Annotated in this window: 20 protein-coding genes and 1 pseudogene; 11 read left to right on the top strand and 10 right to left on the bottom strand. The window is 70.8% G+C overall.

The window, feature by feature from the left end:
* Window positions 1–45 precede the first annotated feature (45 nt).
* Genes ACWY4P_RS08825 through ACWY4P_RS08800 form a run of 6 tightly spaced genes read left to right on the top strand, consistent with a single transcriptional unit; the run spans window position 46 to window position 7557 of the window.
* Entirely contained in the window at window positions 46–1566 is a 1521-nt protein-coding gene (locus ACWY4P_RS08825) for an ABC transporter substrate-binding protein (protein ID WP_456209738.1), read from the top strand.
* Window positions 1566–2531, top strand: a complete 966-nt coding sequence (locus tag ACWY4P_RS08820) for an ABC transporter permease (RefSeq protein WP_456209736.1) — start codon at window positions 1566–1568, stop codon at window positions 2529–2531. Before ACWY4P_RS08825 ends, ACWY4P_RS08820 begins: the two co-directional genes overlap by 1 nt.
* On the top strand, window positions 2528–3418 hold the full coding sequence (locus tag ACWY4P_RS08815) for an ABC transporter permease (RefSeq protein WP_456209734.1): 891 nt from the start codon (window positions 2528–2530) through the stop codon (window positions 3416–3418). Before ACWY4P_RS08820 ends, ACWY4P_RS08815 begins: the two co-directional genes overlap by 4 nt.
* The gene (locus ACWY4P_RS08810; protein WP_456209733.1) at window positions 3415–4215 is read left to right on the top strand and encodes an ATP-binding cassette domain-containing protein; all 801 of its coding nucleotides are present in this window, start codon (window positions 3415–3417) and stop codon (window positions 4213–4215) included. Before ACWY4P_RS08815 ends, ACWY4P_RS08810 begins: the two co-directional genes overlap by 4 nt.
* Window positions 4212–4997 (top strand): ABC transporter ATP-binding protein, encoded by a 786-nt coding sequence (locus tag ACWY4P_RS08805; RefSeq protein WP_456209731.1) that lies wholly within the window; start codon window positions 4212–4214, stop codon window positions 4995–4997. Before ACWY4P_RS08810 ends, ACWY4P_RS08805 begins: the two co-directional genes overlap by 4 nt.
* A 55-nt stretch (window positions 4998–5052) precedes the next feature.
* Window positions 5053–7557, top strand: coding sequence for a SpoIIE family protein phosphatase (locus tag ACWY4P_RS08800; RefSeq protein WP_456209729.1), 2505 nt, complete (start codon window positions 5053–5055; stop codon window positions 7555–7557).
* A 49-nt stretch (window positions 7558–7606) separates the two neighbouring features.
* Here ACWY4P_RS08800 and ACWY4P_RS08795 read toward each other — a convergent pair whose 3' ends face one another.
* The 6 genes from ACWY4P_RS08795 to ACWY4P_RS08770 all read right to left on the bottom strand — a co-directional run bounded on the left by ACWY4P_RS08795 (window position 7607) and on the right by ACWY4P_RS08770 (window position 11764).
* A complete protein-coding gene (locus tag ACWY4P_RS08795; RefSeq protein ID WP_456209727.1) occupies window positions 7607–8677 on the bottom strand; it encodes a LacI family DNA-binding transcriptional regulator in 1071 nt (356 codons plus the stop codon).
* Window positions 8678–8782: 105 nt separating this feature from the next.
* The gene (locus tag ACWY4P_RS08790) at window positions 8783–9619 is read right to left on the bottom strand and encodes an HdeD family acid-resistance protein (RefSeq protein ID WP_456209725.1); all 837 of its coding nucleotides are present in this window, start codon (window positions 9617–9619) and stop codon (window positions 8783–8785) included.
* A gap of 101 nt (window positions 9620–9720) precedes the next feature.
* The gene (locus ACWY4P_RS08785) at window positions 9721–10167 is read right to left on the bottom strand and encodes a TIGR03668 family PPOX class F420-dependent oxidoreductase (RefSeq protein ID WP_456209723.1); all 447 of its coding nucleotides are present in this window, start codon (window positions 10165–10167) and stop codon (window positions 9721–9723) included.
* Window positions 10168–10185: 18 nt separating this feature from the next.
* Window positions 10186–11010 (bottom strand): LLM class F420-dependent oxidoreductase, encoded by an 825-nt coding sequence (locus ACWY4P_RS08780; protein ID WP_456209721.1) that lies wholly within the window; start codon window positions 11008–11010, stop codon window positions 10186–10188.
* A gap of 97 nt (window positions 11011–11107) precedes the next feature.
* On the bottom strand, window positions 11108–11266 hold the full coding sequence (locus ACWY4P_RS08775; RefSeq protein ID WP_456209719.1) for a hypothetical protein: 159 nt from the start codon (window positions 11264–11266) through the stop codon (window positions 11108–11110).
* A 27-nt stretch (window positions 11267–11293) separates the two neighbouring features.
* On the bottom strand, window positions 11294–11764 hold the full coding sequence (locus ACWY4P_RS08770) for an SPW repeat protein (RefSeq protein ID WP_456209718.1): 471 nt from the start codon (window positions 11762–11764) through the stop codon (window positions 11294–11296).
* Between the two features lie 203 nt (window positions 11765–11967).
* Here ACWY4P_RS08770 and ACWY4P_RS08765 point away from each other — a divergent pair, with 203 nt between their 5' ends.
* Entirely contained in the window at window positions 11968–12711 is a 744-nt protein-coding gene (locus ACWY4P_RS08765; RefSeq protein ID WP_456209716.1) for an SDR family NAD(P)-dependent oxidoreductase, read from the top strand.
* A gap of 243 nt (window positions 12712–12954) precedes the next feature.
* On the opposite strand, the gene ACWY4P_RS08760 is transcribed toward ACWY4P_RS08765, so the two are convergent.
* Together ACWY4P_RS08760 and ACWY4P_RS08755 are read right to left on the bottom strand one after the other, a co-directional pair.
* A complete protein-coding gene (locus ACWY4P_RS08760; protein ID WP_456209714.1) occupies window positions 12955–13923 on the bottom strand; it encodes an acetylxylan esterase in 969 nt (322 codons plus the stop codon).
* A 181-nt stretch (window positions 13924–14104) separates the two neighbouring features.
* Window positions 14105–15085: an Lrp/AsnC family transcriptional regulator gene (locus ACWY4P_RS08755; RefSeq protein WP_456209712.1), complete on the bottom strand. Its 981-nt coding sequence runs from the start codon at window positions 15083–15085 to the stop codon at window positions 14105–14107.
* 170 nt (window positions 15086–15255) lie between these two features.
* On the opposite strand from ACWY4P_RS08755, the gene htpG reads away from it, so the two are divergent.
* Window positions 15256–17181 carry a molecular chaperone HtpG gene (gene htpG, locus ACWY4P_RS08750; RefSeq protein WP_456212858.1) on the top strand — a complete coding sequence of 642 codons (1926 nt, stop codon included), beginning with the start codon at window positions 15256–15258 and terminating at the stop codon, window positions 17179–17181.
* A 52-nt stretch (window positions 17182–17233) separates the two neighbouring features.
* Here htpG and recQ read toward each other — a convergent pair whose 3' ends face one another.
* A complete protein-coding gene (recQ, locus tag ACWY4P_RS08745; protein ID WP_456212857.1) occupies window positions 17234–19060 on the bottom strand; it encodes a DNA helicase RecQ in 1827 nt (608 codons plus the stop codon).
* A 297-nt stretch (window positions 19061–19357) separates the two neighbouring features.
* Here recQ and ACWY4P_RS08740 point away from each other — a divergent pair, with 297 nt between their 5' ends.
* From ACWY4P_RS08740 to ACWY4P_RS08730, 3 genes and pseudogenes are all read left to right on the top strand, one after another.
* Window positions 19358–19924, top strand: coding sequence for a snapalysin family zinc-dependent metalloprotease (locus ACWY4P_RS08740; RefSeq protein ID WP_456209710.1), 567 nt, complete (start codon window positions 19358–19360; stop codon window positions 19922–19924).
* 91 nt (window positions 19925–20015) lie between these two features.
* Window positions 20016–20271: pseudogene (locus ACWY4P_RS08735) on the top strand (recombinase family protein); the annotation flags it as partial.
* 123 nt (window positions 20272–20394) lie between these two features.
* Window positions 20395–20847: an alpha/beta hydrolase gene (locus ACWY4P_RS08730; RefSeq protein ID WP_456209708.1), complete on the top strand. Its 453-nt coding sequence runs from the start codon at window positions 20395–20397 to the stop codon at window positions 20845–20847.
* A gap of 17 nt (window positions 20848–20864) precedes the next feature.
* Here the strand turns inward: ACWY4P_RS08730 and ACWY4P_RS08725 are convergent, their stop codons facing one another.
* Window positions 20865–21674 carry a transposase family protein gene (locus ACWY4P_RS08725; RefSeq protein WP_456209706.1) on the bottom strand — a complete coding sequence of 270 codons (810 nt, stop codon included), beginning with the start codon at window positions 21672–21674 and terminating at the stop codon, window positions 20865–20867.
* Window positions 21675–21773 lie beyond the last annotated feature (99 nt).

Genomic DNA, 21773 nt, shown 5'->3' with positions numbered 1-21773 from the left:
CACCCTCCGCAGCACACCCCCGCAGGAAAAAGAGCGCACCCCTCCATGAACATCACGAAGTCCGCCCTGTACGGCGGCGCCACGGCCGCCACCCTCGCCCTGACCCTCACCGCCTGCGGCGGGGGCTCGAACGGAGGAGGCGCCTCGGGCGGGGCGTACGACAAGAACGCCACCGTCAACGTCGGCTCGCTCTACGAGCCGCAGAACCTCGACAACACCGCGGGCGGCGGCCAGGGCGTCACCGAGGCGCTGGCCGGCAATGTGTACGAAGGGCTGTTCCGGCTCACCGACAACGGCAAGGTCGAGAAACTGCTCGCCCAGGACTACAAGGTCAGCGGCGACGGGCTCACCTACACCTTCACCCTGCGCGACGGCGTGAAGTTCCACAGCGGCAAGAAGCTCACCAGCCAGGACGTCAAGTACAGCCTGGAGAAGGTGATCGCGAAGGACTCGCAGTCCGCCCGCAAGAGCAACCTCGAGGTCATCAAGGACGTCGCCACGCCCGACGCGAAGACCGTAAAGGTCACGCTGTCGAAGAAGTCGATCTCCTTCGTCTACAACCTCTCGTACGTCTGGATCATCAACTCCGAGGCGAAGAGCCTGAAGACGAGCGAGGATGGCACCGGACCGTACACGCTGAACAAGTGGACCCGCGGCTCGGCCCTCAGCCTCGACCGGTTCGCCGGCTACTGGGGCCGCACGGCCGCCAACAAGGGCGTCGTCTTCCACTACTACAAGAACGCCACGGCGCTGAACAACGCGCTGCTGACCAACGCGGTGGACGTGGTCACCAGCGAGCAGTCGCCCGACGCCCTCGACCAGTTCAAGAACAACCGGAACTACAAGGTCAACGACGGCGACTCGACGACCAAGCTGCTGCTCGCCTTCAACGACAAGGCCAAGCCGTTCACCGACGTCCGGGTCCGCCAGGCGGTGTCCGCGGCCATCGACGACAAGAAGCTGCTGGAGTCCGTCTGGGGCGGGTACGGCAAGCTCATCGGCTCGATGGTGCCGCCCACCGACCCCTGGTACGAGGACCTCACCAAGGTCAACGCGTATGACACCGCCCGGGCCGAGAAGCTCCTGAAGGAGGCCGGCTACCAGAACGGCTTCACCTTCACCCTCGACACCCCGAACTACGACCCGCACCCGACCGCGGCCACCTTCATCAAGTCGCAGCTCGCCAAGGTCGGCATCACCGTCAAGATCCACACCATCACGCCCGACGAGTGGTACACGAAGGTCTACAAGAACCACGACTTCACGGCCACGCTCCAGGAACACGTCAACGACCGCGACCTGGTCTGGTACGGCAACCCCGACTTCTACTGGGGCTACGACAACAAGCAGGTCACCCGGTGGGTGGAGCAGGCGGAGGCGGCGCCCACCGCGGCCGGGCAGACCGAGCTGCTGAAGAAGGTCAACCGCAAGACCGCCGAGGACGCGGCCAGCGACTGGCTGTACCTGTACCCGCAGATCGTCGTCGCGAACAGCAGGCTGTCCGGCTACCCCGTCAACGGCCTCAACTCGCAGTTCTTCGCCTACGACATCCAGAAGAAGGGCTGATGGCGCGGTACCTCCTGCGCCGTCTCGCCTTCCTGCTGGTGTCCCTGGCGCTTGCGAGCGTGGTGCTGTTCGTGCTGCTGCGCATGCTGCCCGGGGACCCCGCCAACGCGCTCACCTCGGTGGGCGCCGGCCCCGAGCAGATCGCGGCGGCACGCCACTCCATCGGCTCCGACCGGCCGCTGCCCGAGCAGTTCACGCACTGGATCGGGCAGCTGGCCAGGGGCGACCTCGGCACGTCGTTCGTCAGCTCGCTGCCGGTCGGGCCCGAAGTCTCCGCGCGGCTGAACGTCACGATCCCGCTGACGCTCGCGGCCTTCGTGCTGGCGGTGCTCATCGCCGTGCCGGCCGGGTTCGTCGCCGCGTACAAGCGGCGTACCTGGTACGGCGCACTGCTCAGCGCGGTGTCGCAGCTGGGCATCGCGATCCCGGTGTTCTGGCTCGGCATGATTCTTATCGCTGTTTTCGCGCTGAACACCGGATGGCTGCCCGCGGGCGGCTTCCCCCAGGACGGCTGGGCCGACCCGGCCGAGGCGATCCGCTCGCTCGCGCTGCCGGTCGTCACGATCGCGCTGGTGATGGGCGCCTCGCTGACCCGGTACGTCCGGTCGGCCACCCTCGACGTCCTGGGCAGCGACTATCTGCGGACCGCACGGGCCCTGGGCGCCTCGCCCGGGCGGGCCATGTGGCGGCACGGGCTGCGCAACGCCTCCGTGCCGGTGATCTCGATCCTCGGCATCGAGCTGGCGTCCACGCTGCTCGGCGCGGTCGTCGTGGAGTCGGTGTTCGCGCTGCCGGGCCTGGGCTCGATGCTCGCCACCGGCATCGCCCAGCACGACTACCCGGTCATCCAGGGCGTGCTGTTCGTCTCCACGCTCGCGGTGCTGCTCATCGGCTTCGCGGCCGACCTCGTCCAGCGGATCATCGACCCGCGGCTGCGGGGCCGGCTGTCGGGAGGCGCCCGATGACACGCGCGACATCCCCGGCCAACGCCCCGGCCCGGCCCCCGGTCACGGCCAAGGCCGCAGCCAAGCCTTCGGCCAGGCGGTCGTACACGCTGCTCGTCGGCTGCGCCCTGGCCGGCCTGATCTTCCTGCTCGCCCTCGTCTCCCTGGTCTGGCTCCCGTACGCCGCCGACGACACCTCCGGCGGACGGCTCACCGGACCCGCCGCGGACCACCTCCTGGGCACCGACAAGCTCGGCCGCGACCTGTTCACCCAGGCCATGACCGGCTCCCGGATCGCCGTCGAGGCGGGGCTCGGATCCGTCCTCGTCGCGGCCGCGGTCGGGGTCACCCTGGGCGTGCTGACCGCGTTCGCCCAGGGCTGGCTCGACGACACGCTCTCCGCGTTCCTCGACATCCTGATCGCCTTCCCGACGCTGCTGCTCGCCATGCTGATCGTCGCCGCCCGCTCGGCCACCCTGGGGTCGGCCGTGCTGGCGATCGGCCTCGCGCAGAGCGCGGTCGTGGCCCGCCTGGTGCGCATCCTGGTCAAACGGGTCCTGGCGCAGGACTACATCACCGCCGCCCGCACCTCGGGCACCTCCTGGCCCCGCATCGTGGCCGGACACGTCCTGCCCAACATCTGGCCCACCCTCGTGGTCAACCTGGCGCTCCAGTTCGGACTCGCGGTCCTGGCCGAGGCCGGGCTGTCCTACCTGGGCCTCGGAGCGCCGCCGCCGAACGCCTCGTGGGGCCGCATGCTCCAGGAGGCTCAGGCCACCTTCACCACCGCCCCGGCGGGCGCGCTCGCCCCCGGCATCCTGCTCGTGCTGCTCGTCATCGGCGTGAACCTCATCGCCGACGGCCTGCGCGACACCCTCGACCCGGCGACCCGGCGGAGGCGCGCATGACCCTCCTCGACGTACGCGGCCTCACCGTCCGTACGGCGGACGGGCGCACCCTCGTGGACGACCTCTCGCTGTCCATCGCCCCCGGCGAACGGCTCGGCGTCATCGGCGAGTCGGGCTCCGGCAAGTCGCTGACCACCCTCGCCGTCCTCGGACTGCTGCCCGAGGGCATGACCGCCACCGGCAGCGTCGAGCTGGGCGGCACCCAGATCGTGGGCGCGAGCGAGAAGCGGCTCACCGGCGTACGCGGCCGGGACGCCGCCATCGTCTTCCAGGAGCCGCTCACCGCGCTCGACCCGCTGATGCGGGTGGGCCGGCAGATCGCCGAACCGCTCCGCAGGAGGCGGGGACTGACCGGCGGCGCCCTCAAGCGGGCCGTCACCGAGGCGCTGGAGCAGGTGCGGCTGCCCGAGCCCGGCCGTATCGCCCGCGCCTTCCCGCATGAGATCTCCGGCGGTCAGCGCCAGCGCGTGGCGCTGGCCATGGCGCTGGCCTGCGAGCCGAAGCTGCTCATCGCGGACGAGCCGACCACCGCGCTGGATGTGTCCGTGCAGGCCGAGATAATCGCGCTGATCGACACCCTGGTGCGCGACCGCGAGATGGCGGTCCTGTTCGTCAGCCACGACCTGGCGGTCGTCGCCAAGGTCACCGACCGGGCCCTGGTCATGAAGGACGGCCGCGCCGTGGAGGAGGGCACCGTCGACGAGATCGTCCGGGCGCCGCGCGAGGAGTACACCAAGGCGCTGGTGACCAGCGCCCGACGGCTGGAGTCCGCCCTGGAGCAGAGGAGCGCGCGATGACCCCCGTACCGGACGCGATGACCCCCGTGCTGGAACTGAACGACATCGCGTTCCGCTACCGGGGGAGCGCCGCCCCCGTCCTCGAGGACGTGTCCCTCACCGTCGCGGCGGGACACAGCCTCGCCCTGGTCGGAGAGTCGGGCGCGGGCAAGACGACCCTGCTGCGCCTGCTGCTCGGGCTCGCCCGGCCCACCTCCGGCACCGTGCGCTTCGACGGCGAGGCGCTGAGACTCCGCGACGCCGGACTCATGCGCCGGTTCCGGAGCAGCGTGCAGTGCGTCTTCCAGGACCCGTACTCGTCGCTCGACCCGCGCCGCCGCGTGGGCGCCACCGTGGCCGAGCCGCTGCGCTCCCTCGGCATCGACAGCAGGCGTACGGCGGCGCCCAAGGTGGCCGACGCCCTGGAACGGGTCGGGCTGCCGGCCGACGCCGCGGAACGCTATCCGCACGAGTTCTCCGGCGGGCAGCGCCAGCGCATCGCGATCGCCCGTGCCACCGTGTGCGACCCGCGCGTGCTGCTCGCCGACGAACCCGTCAGCGCGCTCGACGTCACGACCCGGGTCAAAGTCGTCGACCTGCTGGCCGAGTTGCAGCAGGAGCGGGGGCTGACGATCGTCATGGTCTCCCACGACCTGTCGGTGGTCGCCTCCCTGTGCGAACGCACCGCGGTCCTGGAGCGCGGCCGCATCGTGGAGCAGGGCGACACCGCCCAGGTGCTGGGCGACCCGGCGCACGCGTACACCCGCCGCCTCGTCGACAGCGTGCCGCGCCTGCCCGCCTGATCACCCGCCCACCGCGGAGTAGCCTGGGCCGCGAGGGCAGAACTGGCGACTGACGATGGTGAGAGCCAAGGAAGCGGGAGCCGCGGCGCCGGGGGTTCCGTTCGGGGCCGCCGAGACGGCCACGGCCCTCCTCGATGAACACGGGGTCGTCACGGGATGGAGCGTCGAGGCCACCGGGCTGCTCGGTTTCCGTTCCGCCGATGTGCTCGGCACCCCCGTGGGAGAGCTGCTCGCCGTGGAGCCGGACGCCCGGGGCGTCGCGGCCGCCCTGGAGTGGATCAGGGACGAGGGCAGCTGGAGCGGGCTGGTGCCCGCGGTGACCCGGGACGGGCACCGCGTGGATCTCGGCGTGCGGGTCAACGCCGTCACGGGCGGCGAGGGCACCACCCGGTGGGTGGTGAGCGCCGTCAGCACGACAGGGGTCCCGTGGTGGGGCGCCAGCGGGTCGGTGATCGAGCGGATGTTCGCGCTCTCGCCCGTCTGCATGGGCGTGCTGAACACCGACCTGACGTACGTCTGGGTGAACGCGGCGACGGCGCGCTCCAGCGGCGCCCCGGTCGAGAAGTGGCTCGGGCGCTCCCTGGCGGAGCTGGGCCCCGGCTTCGACATCGAGGCCGTCGAGCGGGAGTGGCGCGAGGTGCTGGTCACCGGCGCGCCGCTGCTGGGACGCGAGTACGTGGGTTATCCGCTGTGGCACCCCGATCGGGAGCAGGCGATGCTGACCTCCGTCTTCCGGCTGGACGACGGCGCGGGGAACCCGCTGGGCCTGTGCACCATGACCATCGACGTCACCGACCGCTATCTGGCCCGCCGCCGGCTGGCCCTGCTGGACCAGGCCAGCGAGCGCATCGGCCGGACGCTGAACGTGGAACAGACCGCTCAGGACCTGGCCGACGTGGCCGTGCCCGCACTCGCCGACCTCGTCACCGTGGACCTGCTGGACTCGGTGTTCCGCGGGGACGAGGTGCGCACGGCGCGGGACCGCCGTACGGGGGCGGCCGCGCTGCGCCGGGCCGGCCTGCGGTCCGTACGCAATGGCTGGCCGGACCGGCTGATCAAGGTGGGGGAGACCACCACCTACCCCGCGACCTCACCCGTAGCCCTGGCGCTGCGCACCGGCCGGCCGCGGCTGGCGGCGCGGCTGGAGCCACGCCCCGGCGAGGGCGCGGCGCGGGACCCGCAGTCGCCGGAATCGGTGGCCCGGATGCGGGAGTCGGGCTTCCACTCGCTGATGGTGGTGCCGATGCGGGCCCGGGGCAGCCACCTGGGAGTGGCCCTCTTCTGGCGCGGGCGACGGCCACAGCCCTTCCACGAGACGGACCTGGCCCTGGCGACCGAGCTGGTGTCCCGGATGGCCGTCTCGGTGGACAACGCCCGCCGGTTCACCCGTGAGCACAACGCCGCCCTGACCCTTCAGCGCGATCTGCTGCCGCAGGGGGCTCCCGAGCAGACCGCGGTGGAGGCCGCCTCGCTCTATCTGCCCGCCGACCCGCGGGCCGGAGTCGGCGGGGACTGGTTCGATGTGATCCCGCTGTCCGGGGCGCGGGTCGGGCTGGTCGTCGGCGATGTGGTCGGGCACGGAATCCACGCCGCCGCCACGATGGGCAGGCTGCGCACCGCCGTACAGACGCTCGCCGTCCTCGACCTGGGCCCCGATGAGCTGCTGGCCCACCTCGACGGCCTGATCGGACGGCTGACGGAGGCGGAGGGCCACGGCGGGCCCGCCGCCGAAGCCGGAGTCGTGGGGGCCACCTGTCTGTACGCGGTCTACGACCCGGTCAGCCGGCGCTGCGCACTGGCCCGGGCGGGACACCCTCCGCCGCTGGTGGCCGTCCCCGGGGGCAGCGCCCAGGTGCTCGACCTGCCCGGCGGACCGCCCCTGGGCCTTGGCAGCCTGCCGTTCGAAAACGTCGAGCTCACACTCGACGAGGGCAGCGTGCTCGCCCTGTACACCAACGGCCTCATCACCGCGCGCGGCCTCGACGCCGACACCGGGATCGAGCGGCTGTGCGCCGCGCTGGCCAGGCCGGAGGAGCCCTTGACCACCCTGTCCGCGAAGGTCATGGACACCCTGCCGGTCACCCCGCCGGTCGACGACGTGGCCCTGCTGCTGGCACGCACCCACGCCCTCGGCGCCGAGCGGGTGACCTCCCGGGAGATCCCCTACGACCCGGCCGCCGTCTCGGACGCCCGCACCTGGGCCGCCGGGAAGCTGGGCGAGTGGGGGCTGGACGACCTGGCCTTCACCACCGAACTGGTCGTCAGCGAACTGGTCACCAACGCCCTGCGGTACGGCTCCCCGCCGATCCGGCTGCGCCTGATCCGCGAGCGCGCCCTGATCTGCGAGGTCTCCGACCGCAGCAGCACCTCCCCGCATCTGCGCCGGGCCGGCATGACGGACGAGGGCGGCCGCGGGCTGTTCCTCATCGCCCATATCGCCCAGGACTGGGGCACCCGGTACACCACCGAGGGCAAGACGGTCTGGACCGAGCAGCCTCTCGAGCCCCAGGCCGCCGCGCTGAGCGCGGCCCTGGGGGGCTCCGCCCTCGGCACCGGATGACGGCCCGGGGACGGAAACCGGTTGTCGTGGCCCGGACACCGGGCGGCGGTTATCGGGCCGCCCCGGCCGGCGGGGCCACCGAGTCGCGGATCACGACATGGGTGCCCAGGAGCAGGTGTTCGTCCGGGGTGTCCGGTGTTCTGCCGAGGCCGGTACGGACGGCGAGCCGGCCCAGTTCCTCGTAGGGCACATGGACCGTGGTCAGCGGCGGGCGCAGATCCCGGGCGAACGGGATGTCGTCGTACCCGGCGAGCGACACATCGCCGGGCACGCGCAGGCCCGCCTCGTGGAGCGCGGTGAGCGCCCCCGCCGCGACCATGTCCGTGGCGGCCACCACGGCGGTGAACTCCAGCCCCGCATCGAGGGCTTGGCGCATCAGGCGGTGGCCCGAGTCACGGGTGAAGTCGCCGGACAGGCGCAGCGCCGGGTCCGGATCGAGGCCGCGGGCGCGGTACGCCGCCAGATAGCCGCGCTCGCGGCCCCGGCCCGCGGTGTTCTCCGGCTTGCCCCCGAGGAAGAGGACGCGCCGGTGGCCCTGGGCGAGGACATGGGAGCAGAGCGCGTGGGCCCCGCCCTCGTTGTCGTACTCGATGACCGTCACCGGGGTGCCGGGGTCCAGCGGCGGCCGCCCGCACAGCACCAGCCGCGAGCCGGCCGACGCCAGCGAGTCTGCGATACGGGCCATGCGCCCGCGGTAGTCGGGGGTGTCCGCGGTGCCGCCCACCAGGATCACGGCGGCGGCGCGCTGGGCGCGCATCATCTCGATGAACCGCAGCTCGTGGTCGGCGTCACCGTCCGTGCTGCACACCAGGCACAGATGTCCGAGCCGGGCCGCCTCGCGCTCCACGCCGTGTGCCATGTGCGCGAACGACGGGCCGGTGATGTCGTCGAGGACGAACGCGAGCGTCGGGGTGCCGGCGCCCGCCACCGCCTTGGCGTGGGCGTCGGCGACATAGTCCAGCTCGCGGACCGCCCGCAGCACCCGGGTGCGCGTCCGCGTACTGACCGGGTACACGCCGCCGAGCACCCGTGACACCGTGGACGCGGACACCCCCGCGCGGGCCGCGACATCCCGGATCGTGCGACGCCCCCCGCCGTTGCCGCCGCCCTTCCGCACCATGGCCCACCCCTCGCTCTGCCCCCGAGTCGGGTAACCGTATGACAACCGGTTGCCGCACCAGAGGCTAACAGCGGGGGAGACGCGCGGGGAGAGCCATGAAGGGGGCTACGGCTGCGGATGCGGCCGGAAGCGCGGGAAGTGCGGGCGGTGTTCCGCCTTGCTCGGGGGGTGGTGGCCCAGCTGGACGCGCAGCTGGACGCCGTGGAAGACCTCGATCACGCCCAGCGCCAGCAGCCAGATGCCGGCCACCACGGCGAGCGCCGTGATGGAACCGAAGGGCGCGACGATCAGGATGATGCCGGCCAGCATGCTGACGACACCGAAGAAGATCTGCCAGCCGCGGGCCGGAAGCCCCTCGTGGGAGATGGCCGCGGCGGTCAGCATGACGCCCCGCAGCAGCCAGGCGAACCCGATCCACAGGGCCAGCAGCAGGATCGACTGCGCCGGTCCCCGGAAGCAGAGCAGGCCGAGCAGCACGGCGAGCCCGCCGCTGACGAAGCTCAGCACGCGCAGATGCCCCGGCACATGGGCGCCGAAGGCCCCCGCCAGCTGGAAGATCCCGGTGATCAGCAGATAGGCGCCGAACAGCGCGCCGAGCACCGCCAGGGTGCTTCCCGGCCAGGCCAGCACCATGACGCCCAGCGCGATCGCGACGATGCCCGTGGTCACCAGGACCTGCCAGGCGGCGTTGGACAACATGCCCAGGGCACCGGCGAACGGGCTCTCGGCGTACGGGGGCCGCTCGCCCCGCTGAGCCGTGCCGCCGTAGGGCTCCGCACCTCGCTGCTCGGGGCCGTAGGGCTGCTCGCGTCGCTGCTCGGGGCCGTAGGGCTGCTCGCGTCGCTGCTCGGGGCCGTAGGGCTGCTCGCGTCGCTGCTCGGGGCCGTAGGGCTGCTCGCGTCGCTGCTCGGGGCCGTGTGCGTCGCCGGAGGAGAAACTCATGGCCGTCCACCTCCTCGATGGAACAGAAGGCCGTATCCGACACCACCATCCTCTCCCCGTATGCGTTTCTTCGCCCGGTGACGCAGTGGCCCCGGGCGGCCTCACGCGGAGCCGCCCTCGGTGGCCTGCCAGCCGCTCCACCGGTCGACCGCGATCTCCACGACCGGCCCCCGCGGCGGCCGGTCCGTGTACTGCGCCGCGTACTTGTCGGTCAGCAGCCGGACGTACGCGGCGGAGGTGGCCGACCCGTCCGCGGGCGGCAGGACACGGGCCGTGCCGTCGGCCCGTGCCCACCACAGGAGGTCCCAGTCCTCGTCGTAGCCGTCCACCAGGAGGCACACGGCGGGGTTGGCCCGGATGTTGTCCAGGCGTGTGAGCCGCGCCGAGCGCTTCGGTTTGTGGTCGACCGCCGTCGCCACCGTGTCACCGGTCAGCGCGAACACCACCGGCACCAGGTGTGGTCGGCCCCCGGCACCGACGGTCGCCAGCCGGGCGACCCTGGCCCGCGCGAAGCGCTCCCGGGCCTGGACGCTCGTCGTCGTGGGCACCGCGCGGCTCCCGGCGGCTCACCGGAACCGGGCGGCGACCTGGGCCATCGTGTCGAGATGGCCGAGCGTTTCGCCCTCCGGCGCAGTCGGCAGATAGAACAGAACCCGCTCCACGCCCAGCCGCCCGTATGCCTCGACCGCCTCCGGTGTGGCGGGCGCCGCGTAAACCGTCACCGGCACGTCCCGGCCGGCCACACTCCGTAGCCGTTCGATCAGCGGGGCCAGCTGCTCCGGCGGCAGACTGTTGGCCAGCCACGCGTCCCCGAGGGTGGCGATGCGCTGGAAGGCGCCCTCGCCGCCGCCCACATAGATCGGCGGGTGCGGACGCTGTACCGGTTTGGGCCAGAGGTACACCGGGTCGAAGTTCACGAATTCCCCGTGGAATTCGGCCTTCTCCTTCGTCCACAGCTCGCGCATCGCCTGGAGCCGCTCGTTCACCAGACGCCCTCGCGTGGACGGGTCCGTACCGTGGTTCTCCATCTCCTCGCGGTTCCATCCGATGCCGATTCCGAAGACGGCTCGCCCGCCGGAGACCAGGTCGAGCGAGGCCACCTCCTTTGCCGTGACGATCGGGTCCCGTTGCGCCACCAAGGCGATGCCGGTCCCCAGCAGCAGCCGTTCGGTGACGGCGGCGATGGCGCTCAGCACGACGAACGGGTCGAGCGTGCGGTAGTACATCCCCGGTAGCTCCCCGCCCCCCGGGTAGGGCGTGCGGCGGTCCACCGGGATGTGGGTGTGCTCGGCGATGAAGAGCGAGTCGAAGCCCCGCTCGTCGAGGGCTCGTCCCAGCGGGGCCGGCCCGATCCCCTGGTCGGTGACGAAGGTCGATACACCGCATTTCACGGCGGCTCCTCCTTGTCGAGGAGGGCCGGTGACCGCCGTCACCGGCCCGGCCCGGGCACCGGGGAGAGCCTTTGGGGCTCCGAGCCCGCGTATGCCGCTACTTCTTCTTCTTCTTCTCGTTCTCTTCCTCCTCGCGCTCCCCTTCCGCTTGTGAGGGGGTCGACACCGGCACATCGGGGTGCACGGCGCGCCCGGGTGTTTCGTTCTCGCGCTCGCCTTCCGCCTGGGACGGGGTGGAACGGTATGGCTCGGTCATCGCACGCCTCCGTTCTGTCCCGGGCCGTCAGCGCTCCGAGCGGGCGGCCGGGCCCCGGCGGCCCGGGGCGGCCGTCTTCGCCTGCGAGCTGGCGACGAGTGCGAGCAGCACGGCGACAGCACCGGCGATGATGTTGCTGATGATGGTGCGGGTAGTGGCCACGTTTCCCGCCACCAGCCACGGCGCGACGATGCTCCAGACGCCCAGTAGCGCGGCGGCCCAGGCCATGCCGTGGGTGCGCTCATAGGCTTGGCCGAAGCCGCCCATGAGCAGTGCGTAAGCGATTCCGGTGATCAGATTGGTCACGGCCAGGGTCATCATGCCGTTGAAACCCACGATCCAGGGGGAAGCGGCAAGGTAGAGACCGGTGATCAGGGACATCGCTTCGACGGCCTGGGCCACGGGAGTGCTCGCGGCCTGCTCGGCCCAGGTGTGGCGTTCCCGCATCGCCAGGATGTCCGGATGGGACTCCATGGTCGCATGGGTCGGTTCCGTCATGATCGCCTCCTGCGGTCAATTCGCTCCGTACCCCCGAATACCCGATATGTCGCCTGATATCGCGCAAGCGGTCATAAACTTCGCGGCGCCGTGCCCGCGGCGCGGTGGTGCCGGTCCCGGCGCCATTGACAGGAATGCGCTTACTCCCTAGCGTCTGTTCACGAATATGACCGGAATTCAATAAGCTGTACGGGGAGGCCGGGATGGGACGACGGATCGTGGTGTCGGGCGGCGGCACGGGCATCGGGCTGGCGGCCGCCGAGTCCTTCGCCGCGGACGGGGACCGGGTGGTCATCGTCGGGCGCCGCGCCGAGGTGCTCCGCGAGGCCGCGGACAAGGTCAACGCCGCACACGGGGCCGACCTGGTCACCTGGACCAGCGCCGACCTCAGCGACCCCGGACAGACCCGGCGCGCCGCCGAGTTCATCGCCGCGGACGGCCCGGTCGACGTCGTGGTCACCAACGCGGGCGGCAACGTCGCACCCGGCAACGACGGCACCCTCGAAGGCATAGCCGACCAGTTCCAGCGGAACTTCTCGGCCAACGTACTGACCGCGGTGCTCCTGACCGAGGCCCTGCTGCCGCATCTCACCCGGCCCGGCGGCCGGATCGTGCACCTGTCCTCCGTGGCGGCGCTGCGCGGCCCCGGCTCGTACGGCGGCACCAAGGCGCATCTCCACGTCTACACCTATGACCTGGCCAAGCGCCTGGGCGCGGAGGGCATCACCGTCAACGCGGTGGCCCCCGGCTATGTCCAGGACACCGAGTTCTTCGGCGAGCGGGGCACTCCCGAGTTCATCGCGCAGCAGATCGGGCAGACGCTCACCGGGCAGCCCGGCCACCCCGCCGAGATCGCGGCCGCCATCCGCTATCTGGCCTCCCCGGAGGCCGCCTATGTCACCGGCCAGGTGCTGCACATCAACGGTGGCGCACAGTTCGGCCGCTAGGCCGCCGGTCCGCTGGGCCACCAACTCCGGCGGCCGACGGCCCCACTCGTCCAGGGCCGGACGGCCCTGGTTCAGGGGTCGGTCGGCCCTGCCTTCGCCCCTGGCCGTCAGCCAGGATTTATCCGCGCAAGGTGGGGGGAAGAAGGACGGACAGCCGGCCCGGAGGGAGCCTCTTCGAAGGCTCCCCAACCATCTCCGGGCACGGCCGTCCGTCCTTGGGGTTTTGGGGGAGTTTTTTGGGGGCTACCGCAGCCTTGGCGGCAGCCAGTCCAGCTGGACCTCCTGATGGACGGGTCCGCCGCCCTCGTGATCGTTGAACGAGTACACCTCGATGTGCTTGTCCTCGCCCGCGTAGGCGTTGTACGCGGCGAACACGGTGGACGGCGGGCAGGTCGCGTCCTCCAGCGCGGTGGAGAAGAGCGCCGGCGCCCGCCCCCGGGCGGCGAAGTGGACCCCGTCGAAGTAGGAGAGCGTACGGAAGACCCGCTCGTCCCGGCCGCGGTGGGTCTTGAGGTACTTGCCGATCTCGCGGTACGGATCGCGGTCGGTCAGCGTCGCCGCGCGCCCGAAGTGGCACAGGAAGGGCACGTCGGGGACGATCGCGGCCAGGTCGGGCACCAGGCCGCCCGCGGCCAGGGCGATGCCCCCGCCCTGGCTGGCGCCGGTGACCGCGGTGCGGGCGGGGTCGGTCAGCGGATGGGAGCGGGCCGCCTCCACCGCGCGCACGGCGTCGGTGAAGACCCGCCGGTAGTAGTAGTCCTCGGGGTTCTCGATGCCCCGGGTCATGAACCCCGGGTACGCGGGCCCGGAGCCGACCGGGTCCGGGGTGTCGCCGCTGACCCACCCGCTGCCCTGGCCGCGGGTGTCCATCACGAGGTGGGCGAAGCCCGCGGTCGGCCACAGCAGATGGGTGTGCGGCAGCCCGCGTCCGCCGCCGTAGCCGATGTACTCGACCACGACGGGCAGCGGCTCCCGGGCCCCGGCCGGGTGCAGAAACCAGCCCTTGACCGGGTGGCCGCCGAACCCCGCGAAGGTGACGTCGTACACCGCCACGCCGGTGAGCGCCGTGGCGACGGGCTCGAAGGTGGCGTTCAGCTCGTGGTCACGGGCCTCGGCGAGGGTCTTCTCCCAGAACCGGTCGAAGTCCTCGGGCTCGGGGACGCGCGGCCGGTAGTCGCGCAACTCGTCGAGCGGAAGGTCGAACAGGGCCATGGACAGCAAGCTCCCTTCATGCCGTGCGAAGGAAACCATCGCGCGACTCTCCCTGGCAAGGGGGCAAGGGGGCAAGGGGGCAAGGGGGCAAGGGGGCAAGGGGGCGAGGGGCAAGGGGGCGAGGGGGCAACGGGCCAGGGCAGGGGCCCGGGTCCGCGCCGGCCGCGCCGCGCGGCCTCGTTCAGATCGGCAGCAGCGCCCCGGCGCGCTTGACGGTGCGGATGACCGGGGCCGTCTCCAGGGAGCGGATCGCCTCCAGCGACGCGATCCGCTCGGTGAGATAACGCGCGAGGTGCTGGGCGTCCCGGCAGTTGACGGCGCCGAGGAGATTGGTCGGGCCGGTGGTCATGGCGACCAGCGACACCTCGGGGTGTTCGGCCATCGCGGCCGCCACGGCGGCCAGCCGCGACGGCCGCACCGACATCCACAGCCGCGCCTCGGCGCGGAAGCCGAGCGCGGCGGGCGGGATGTCGACCAGGAAGGTGAGCACCCCGGCCCGGCGCAGCGCGGTCAGCCGGCGGCGGACCGTGGAGTCGGACCAGCCGGTGGCGGAGGCCAGTTCGGCGTAGCTCGCCCGGCCGTCCCGGGACAGCACGTCGAACAGCGGCTGGTCCCCGGCGTCCAGGGCGACCTCGGCGTCGGCGTCGGCGTTGGCGACCGGTGGCGGGCTGAGCAACGCGGTCTGCCCCGGGGTCAGCCGGGCCGGACCCGCCCAGTTGTGGGGCAGGGCGGAGTGGCCGAGCAGCAGATGGGCGGAGATGGAGGTGATCCGGCCGGTACGGGGGAGCCGGTGCAGCAGCAGCGCGTCGCTCTCGTCGCTGGAGCGGGTCTGCGCGCTGCATGAGATCTCGGTACCGCCCGAGAGCAGATGGACATACGAGGTGTCGGGGCGGGCGGCGAGCGCCCGGGCGATGGCGCCCGCCGCGTCCGGGGTGCACTGGAGGCGGATGGTCCAGGCGTTGTAGCCGAGCCGGCCGCCGTTGAGGACGCCCACCACGCGCAGCACCCCGGCGGAGCGCAGTCGGCGATAGCGGCGGGCGACGGTGTTCTCGGAGACGCCGAGGGCCTCGCCCAGCGTGCGCAGCGACGCCCGGCCGTCGATCTGGAGGGCGTGGACCAGGCCCCGGTCGATGTCGTCGAGCGTGACGGTATCCGTGTTCATCGGCCGTCAGCATGCCAGTTTGCACCCCGTTCGGGCCCTGTGAGGGCGGCCTCCGCCTCTAAGCTGACGTCAGGTACTCGCTAGAGGTACGCGCTCGTGAAAGGAAGCATGTGAACACACAGGCCGAAACGTTCGAGTTTCAGGTCGAGGCGCGCCAGCTCCTGCAGTTGATGATCCACTCCATCTACTCCAACAAGGACGTCTTTCTGCGGGAGCTCATCTCCAACGCCTCAGACGCCTTGGACAAACTGCGGCTGGAAGCGCTCCGTGGCACCGACCTACAGGCGGACACGTCCGATCTCCATGTCGAGATCGAGGTGGACAAGGAGCGCCGCACGTTGACCGTGCGCGACAACGGCATCGGCATGTCGCACGACGAGGTGGTCCAACTCATCGGCACCATAGCCAAGTCCGGCACCGCCGAGTTCCTTCGCGAACTGAAGGAGTCGAAGGAGGAGTCGAAGGACGCCGCGGCCTCGCAGGACCTCATCGGGCAGTTCGGCGTCGGCTTCTACTCGGGCTTCATGGTGGCCGACCAGGTCACGCTGTTGACCCGGCACGCGACGGAGAGCCAGGGCACCCGCTGGGAGTCCACGGGCGAGGGCACCTACACGATCGAGGCGGTCGACGAGGCGCCCCAGGGCACCTCCGTCACCCTGCGGCTGAAGCCGGAGGACACCGAGGACCACCTCTACGACTACACCTCCCCGCGGAAGCTCAAGGAGATCGTCAAGCGATACTCCGACTTCATCACCTGGCCCATCCGCATGGCCGCCGACTCCACCAACGCGGCCACGGCCACGGCCACGGACACGGATGACGACGGGGACGGCGACGCCGAGGCCGAGACCGCGACCGCGACCGAGCCCGAGGTCGAGACGCTCAACTCGATGAAGGCGCTGTGGGCGCGCTCCCGGGACGAGGTCACCGACGACGAGTACCACGAGTTCTACAAGCACATTAGCCACGACTGGAACAACCCGCTCGAGACCATCCGCATGCAGGCGGAGGGGACCTTCGAGTACCAGGCGCTGCTGTTCATCCCGTCCCAGGCGCCGCTGGACCTGTTCATGCGGGAGCGCAAGCGCGGTGTGCAGCTCTACGTCAAGCGCGTGTTCATCATGGACGACTGCGAAGAGCTCATGCCGGAGTATCTGCGCTTCGTCAAGGGCGTCGTCGACGCGCAGGACCTGTCGCTGAACGTGTCCCGCGAGACCCTCCAGCAGGACCGCCAGATCCAGCTGATGCGCCGGCGCCTGGTCAAGAAGGTGCTGTCGACGGTCAAGGACATGATGTCCGCCAACGCCGAGGGCTACGCCACGTTCTGGAGGGAGTTCGGCCGCGCCGTCAAGGAAGGGCTCCTCGACGACTTCGAGAACCGCGACGCGATCCTGGAGATCTCCTCGTTCGCCTCGACCCACGACGCGGAGCAGCCCACCAGCCTGCGGCAGTACATGGACCGCATGAAGGAGGGCCAGCAGCACATCTACTACGTGACGGGCGAGTCGCGCTCGATCATCGAGAGCTCGCCCCACATGGAGGCCTTCCAGGCCAAGGGCTACGAGGTGCTGCTGCTCACCGATCCGATCGACGAGATGTGGGTCGGGTCCGTGCCGGAGTTCGACGGCAAGCAGTTCCAGTCGATCGCCAAGGGAGAGGTCGATCTCGACACCGAGGAGGAGAAGAAGGAGGGCGAGGCCGAGCGCGAGCAGCGGCAGAAGGACTTCGCCGAGCTGCTGTCCTGGATGACGACGACCCTGAGCGAGCAGGTGAAGGAGGTGCGGCTGTCCTCCCGGCTCACCACCTCGCCCGCGTGCGTCGTGGGTGACACCCACGACGTCACCCCGGCTCTGGAGAACATGTTCCGCGCCATGGGCCAGGACATGCCCCAGGTCAAACGCATCCTCGAGCTCAATCCCACGCACCCGCTGGTGACCGGCCTGCGCGAGGCCCACAGCGCGGACGGGAACGCGGACGGGCTGGCGGAGACGGCCGAGCTCATCCACGGCATGGCGCTGCTCGCCGAGGGCGGCGAGCTGAGCGATCCGGCGCGCTTCATCAAGCTGATGGCGGACCGGCTGCAGCACACGCTGTAACGCGCACACCGTACGCGGGGAGGGCCGACCGCCGGCCCTCCCCGCGTACGCGTCACTCCTCCGCGAGCGTGAGCGCGAGGGTATCCAGGATCTGCTGCCCGTACTTGGCCAGCTTGTTCTCGCCGACACCACTGATCGTGCCGAGCTCCGCAAGGGTGCCGGGCGACAGGGTCGCGATCTGGCGCAGCGTGGCGTCATGGAAGATCACATACGCCGGGACGCCCTGCTCCTTGGCGGTGGCCCCGCGCCAGGCGCGCAGCCGCTCGAACACCGGCACCGCCTCCGGCGGCAGATCCACCGGGGCGGCGGCGCGGCCGGACTTGCCGGACGACGACGAGGCCTCCGCGGCCCGTGGCGCCCGCTCCGGCTCGCGCCGCAGCATCACCTGGCGCCCCCCGCCCAGCACCTCGCCGCTGGTCTCGGAGAGCACCAGCGTGCCGTAGTCGCCCTCCACGGAGATCAGTCCCTGGGCGAGCAGCTGGCGCACCACGCCCCGCCAGTCGGCCTCGCGCAGCTCCGTGCCGATCCCGAACACGGACAGGGCGTCATGGTCGAACTGGATCACCTTGGCGGTCTTCTTGCCGAGCAGGATGTCGATCACCTGGCCGGCGCCGAACTTCTGGTTCCGCTCCCGCTTGAGCCGTACCACCGTCGACAGCAGCTTCTGCGCGGCGACGGTGCCGTCCCAGGACTCCGCGGGCGTCAGACACGTATCGCAGTTGCCGCACGCGGTGCTCTGCTGACCGAAGTAGGCCAGCAGCCCCACCCGCCGGCACTCGAGCGTCTCGCACAGTGCCAGCATCGCGTCCAGGTGGGCGGCGAGGCGGCGCCGGTGGGCCGCGTCGCCCTCCGAGCCGTCGATCATCTTGCGCTGCTGTACGACGTCCTGGAGGCCGTAGGCCAGCCAGGCGGTGGAGGGCAGCCCGTCCCGCCCGGCCCGGCCCGTCTCCTGGTAGTAGCCCTCGACCGACTTGGGCAGGTCCAGATGGGCGACAAACCGCACATCGGGCTTGTCGATGCCCATGCCGAACGCGATCGTGGCGACCACGACCAGCCCGTCCTCCCGCAGGAACCGCGCCTGATTCTCGGCCCGGGTCCTGGGGTCCAGCCCCGCGTGGTAGGGCAGCGCCGCGATCCCGTTCTTCACCAGGAACTCGGCGGTCTTCTCGACCGAGGCCCGCGACAGGCAGTAGACGATGCCCGCGTCCCCCGGGTGCTCGGTGCGCAGCAGCTCCAGCAACTGCCGCTTGGGGTCGTTCTTGGGGGCGATGCGGTACTGGATGTTCGGCCGGTCGAAGCTCGCCACGAAGTGGCGGGCGTCCTGGAGCTTCAGCCGCGAGGCGATCTCGGTGTGGGTGGCCTCGGTGGCGGTCGCGGTCAGCGCGATGCGGGGCACGTCTGGCCAGCGCTCGTGCAGCTCGGACAGCGCCAGATAGTCGGGGCGGAAGTCGTGCCCCCACTGGGCCACGCAGTGCGCCTCGTCGATGGCGAACAGCGAGATGGAGCCCCGGCTCAGCAGCGCGAGCGTCGACTCCACCCGCAGCCGCTCCGGCGCGAGATACAACAGGTCCAGCTCGCCCGCGAGGAACTCCGCCTCGACCAGCCGCCGCTCGTCCAGGTCCTGGGTGGAGTTGAGGAACCCGGCCCGTACGCCGAGCGCCCGCAACGCGTCGACCTGGTCCTGCATCAGTGCGATGAGCGGCGAGACGACGACACCGACGCCCTTCCGGACGAGCGCGGGGATCTGGTAGCACAGCGATTTGCCGCCGCCGGTCGGCATCAGGACCAGGGCGTCGCCTCCGGCGACGACATGGTCGATGATCTCTTGCTGATCGCCCCGGAACGCGTCATAACCGAAGATCCGGCGCAGGACGCGCAGCGCGTCGCTCGCACCGCCTGTAGTGCTTGGATCCGGTTCTCTGGGGTCCGGTTCGCCTGGGGCCGGGTCGCTGACGTCACCGTTCGTGAGGGGATCGTTATCGGGGAGAGCCACCCGGCGAGTGTAGTGGGCCGAATGAGTGGATCGGGCCGTGGGACGGACACCCGAAGGGGTCGGTTGGGGATGGCTGTGGGTGGGCAGTGTGGCCGTGAGGCATGCGGAATCGTCATGCTCGCGTCAATGACCGCGCGGCGGAGCCGCAATCGATACACCCCTTACCCCACGAGGAGGCCGATCGTGAGATCCAGCAAGGCTCTGCGTGCATTACCCGCCGTCGCGGTGGCGGTGCTCGCCCTGGCGGGCGGCCAAGCGGTGGCGGCGCCCGCGTCCGGGACGGCGCAGCAGCACGCCATCGCCGCGAGGGTGCTGACGTACGACTCGTCCCAGGCCGCGGAGTTCAAGGACGCCGTCACCAAGGGCGCCGCGATCTGGAACGACAGCGTGGCCAACGTGGAGCTGAAGCCGGTCGCCTCGGGGCAGCGGGCGAACATCCGCATCATCGCGGACAACGGCTGGCCGCGCACCGCCACGACCAGCCTGGGCAGCGGCACGATCTACTTCGGGCGGCAGGCCGTCGACGAGGGCTACAACACCGTGCGGATCTCGTCCCACGAGCTCGGCCACATCCTGGGCCTGCCCGACATGAAGCCGGGCCCCTGCTCAAGCCTGATGTCCGGCTCCACGGCCGGTACCTCGTGCACCAACCCCAACCCCAACGCGGCCGAGAAGGCGGAGGTCGAGGACAACTTCGCCGGCGCGCTCACCGGGGCGGCAGCCACGCGCGACCTGCTGTTCGTGGACTGACCCCCGCGCGGGCCGGGAGCACCGCTCCCGGCCCGCGCTCCCGGGCCCGCCCGGCGGGCCTTTCCCCACCTCGACCCCTCCCGCCGAGACCCTGCGCGGGGTCTGGTGCGTCGGGCTCTCGGTCCATACGGACGAGACCACCAGCCCGGAGCGGCAGCGCGAAGCCGACGACATAGCCGCTGTCGCTCTCGGGATCAACTTCGGCGAGGGTGACGCGCTCCGCGAAGCCGTTGACCTTGACGTGAGCGCATCCAGGATCGGCCCGTTCGATCATCCGCAGCTCGGCGGCTGGCTCGCTATTTCGGGACGAGTCCGACGCGCTGGTGTGGTGGCGGTTCGACCGGGCCAATGGGCGACATGCGCAACCGTGGCCATGAATAGTCACGAGGCGGGGCTTTCATGCAGGCCTCAGCCGCAGGCCAGGGCTGTCCGTGTCGCATCGTTCGACGCCTCAGCACTAGCCTTGTGCCATGCCTACATCTGACGGCGTGACGCTTCGGACGCTCGACGGCCTGTACTTGGCGGGCACACTCGTGAGCCCCGACACACCGAGTGCACACGCTGTCGTGCTGGTGCACGGCGGTGGCGTCACCCGTGAAGAAGGCGGGTTCTTCACTCGCCTGGCCGCCGGTTTGGCTGACGATGGTGTGGTGTCTCTCCGCTTCGACACGCGCGGCCACGGTGAAAGTGAGGGCCGACAAGAGGAGTTGACGCTCGCCACCATCCTCAATGACATTCGCGTGGCCATCGCCTATGTCCGCGAAGCCACCGACGCTCAGGAAATCACATTGTTGGGCGCCAGCTTCGGCGGTGGCATCTGTGCTTACTACGCTGCCAAGCGTCCGGGGGAACTTTCGCGACTGGTGTTGTTCAATCCTCAGTTGGACTACAAATGGCGCACTATCGACACGCGGGCCTACTGAGGTTTTCTCAATGAAGATTATTTCCAGTGCCCATTGAGAACGAGTGCGGCGCGGGCTATGTCGCCGATTCTGCTAGGGCTGAGGGTGACGTGCTTGAGGGCTCGCCAGCGTTCCTTCAGTTCCGCCGCGGTCCGCTCGCCGCGCGCCCTCATGTGTCTGATCAGCGCATTCGTGGCGCGGGTTCCTCGGTCCAGGGCGGTCTCGGAGTGGCCTTTGGGACGGCGTACGGGCACGTAAATGCCGATGCCGGCGCCGATGTAGCCCTTGTCGGCGAGCGTGGGAAGCCCGTCGGCGGCGGCCTTGTACAGCGCGGGCAGCACGTGGATACGGGCTGCGGTGATGTCCGGGGTGGAACCCGGCTCGACATCGGAGACCCACAACGGGGTGCCGTCCGGCGCGGCCAGGAACTGAATGTTGCCGCCGAAGCTCTTGTGTTTCTGGGAGAACCACAGATCGTTGCCGTTTTCCCGGACCCCGGCCAGCCGGTCGCAGGCGATCAGCGTGCCGTCCAGCACCACGTGTGTCATCCCCTCTGCGCGGCAGAGGTCCAACACCTCGTGCAGATCAGGAGCTTGGGCGGCCAGCACGCCGATGCCCTCATGGAGGTAGCGGTAGCCGGTGGCCTGCGAGATCCCGGCGTCCCGGGCCAGGCAGTGCACGCAGCCGTGTTCTCGGAACCAGCGCAGCACCAGTACGGCCTGGCGGAACGGGCCCAGGGCGCGAGAGCGCTTCGGGGTGCCGATCCCGCGCCGATGGGCGGCCAGCAGCCGGGCGAGGAACTCCACGATGTGGCGTGGGACGTCGAGCGCGGCATCATAGGTGACCAACGTGAAGCCTCTGGTTCGAGCGGACATGATCTTGGCAGACCAGTCCTACCAGGGGCTTCACGCCTGCCCGGCCTCGTGGGCCACCCGGAGATCATTTCG

Source organism: Streptomyces sp. LZ34 (assembly GCF_053890475.1).
This window is presented reverse-complemented; position numbering and strand designations above follow the sequence as displayed.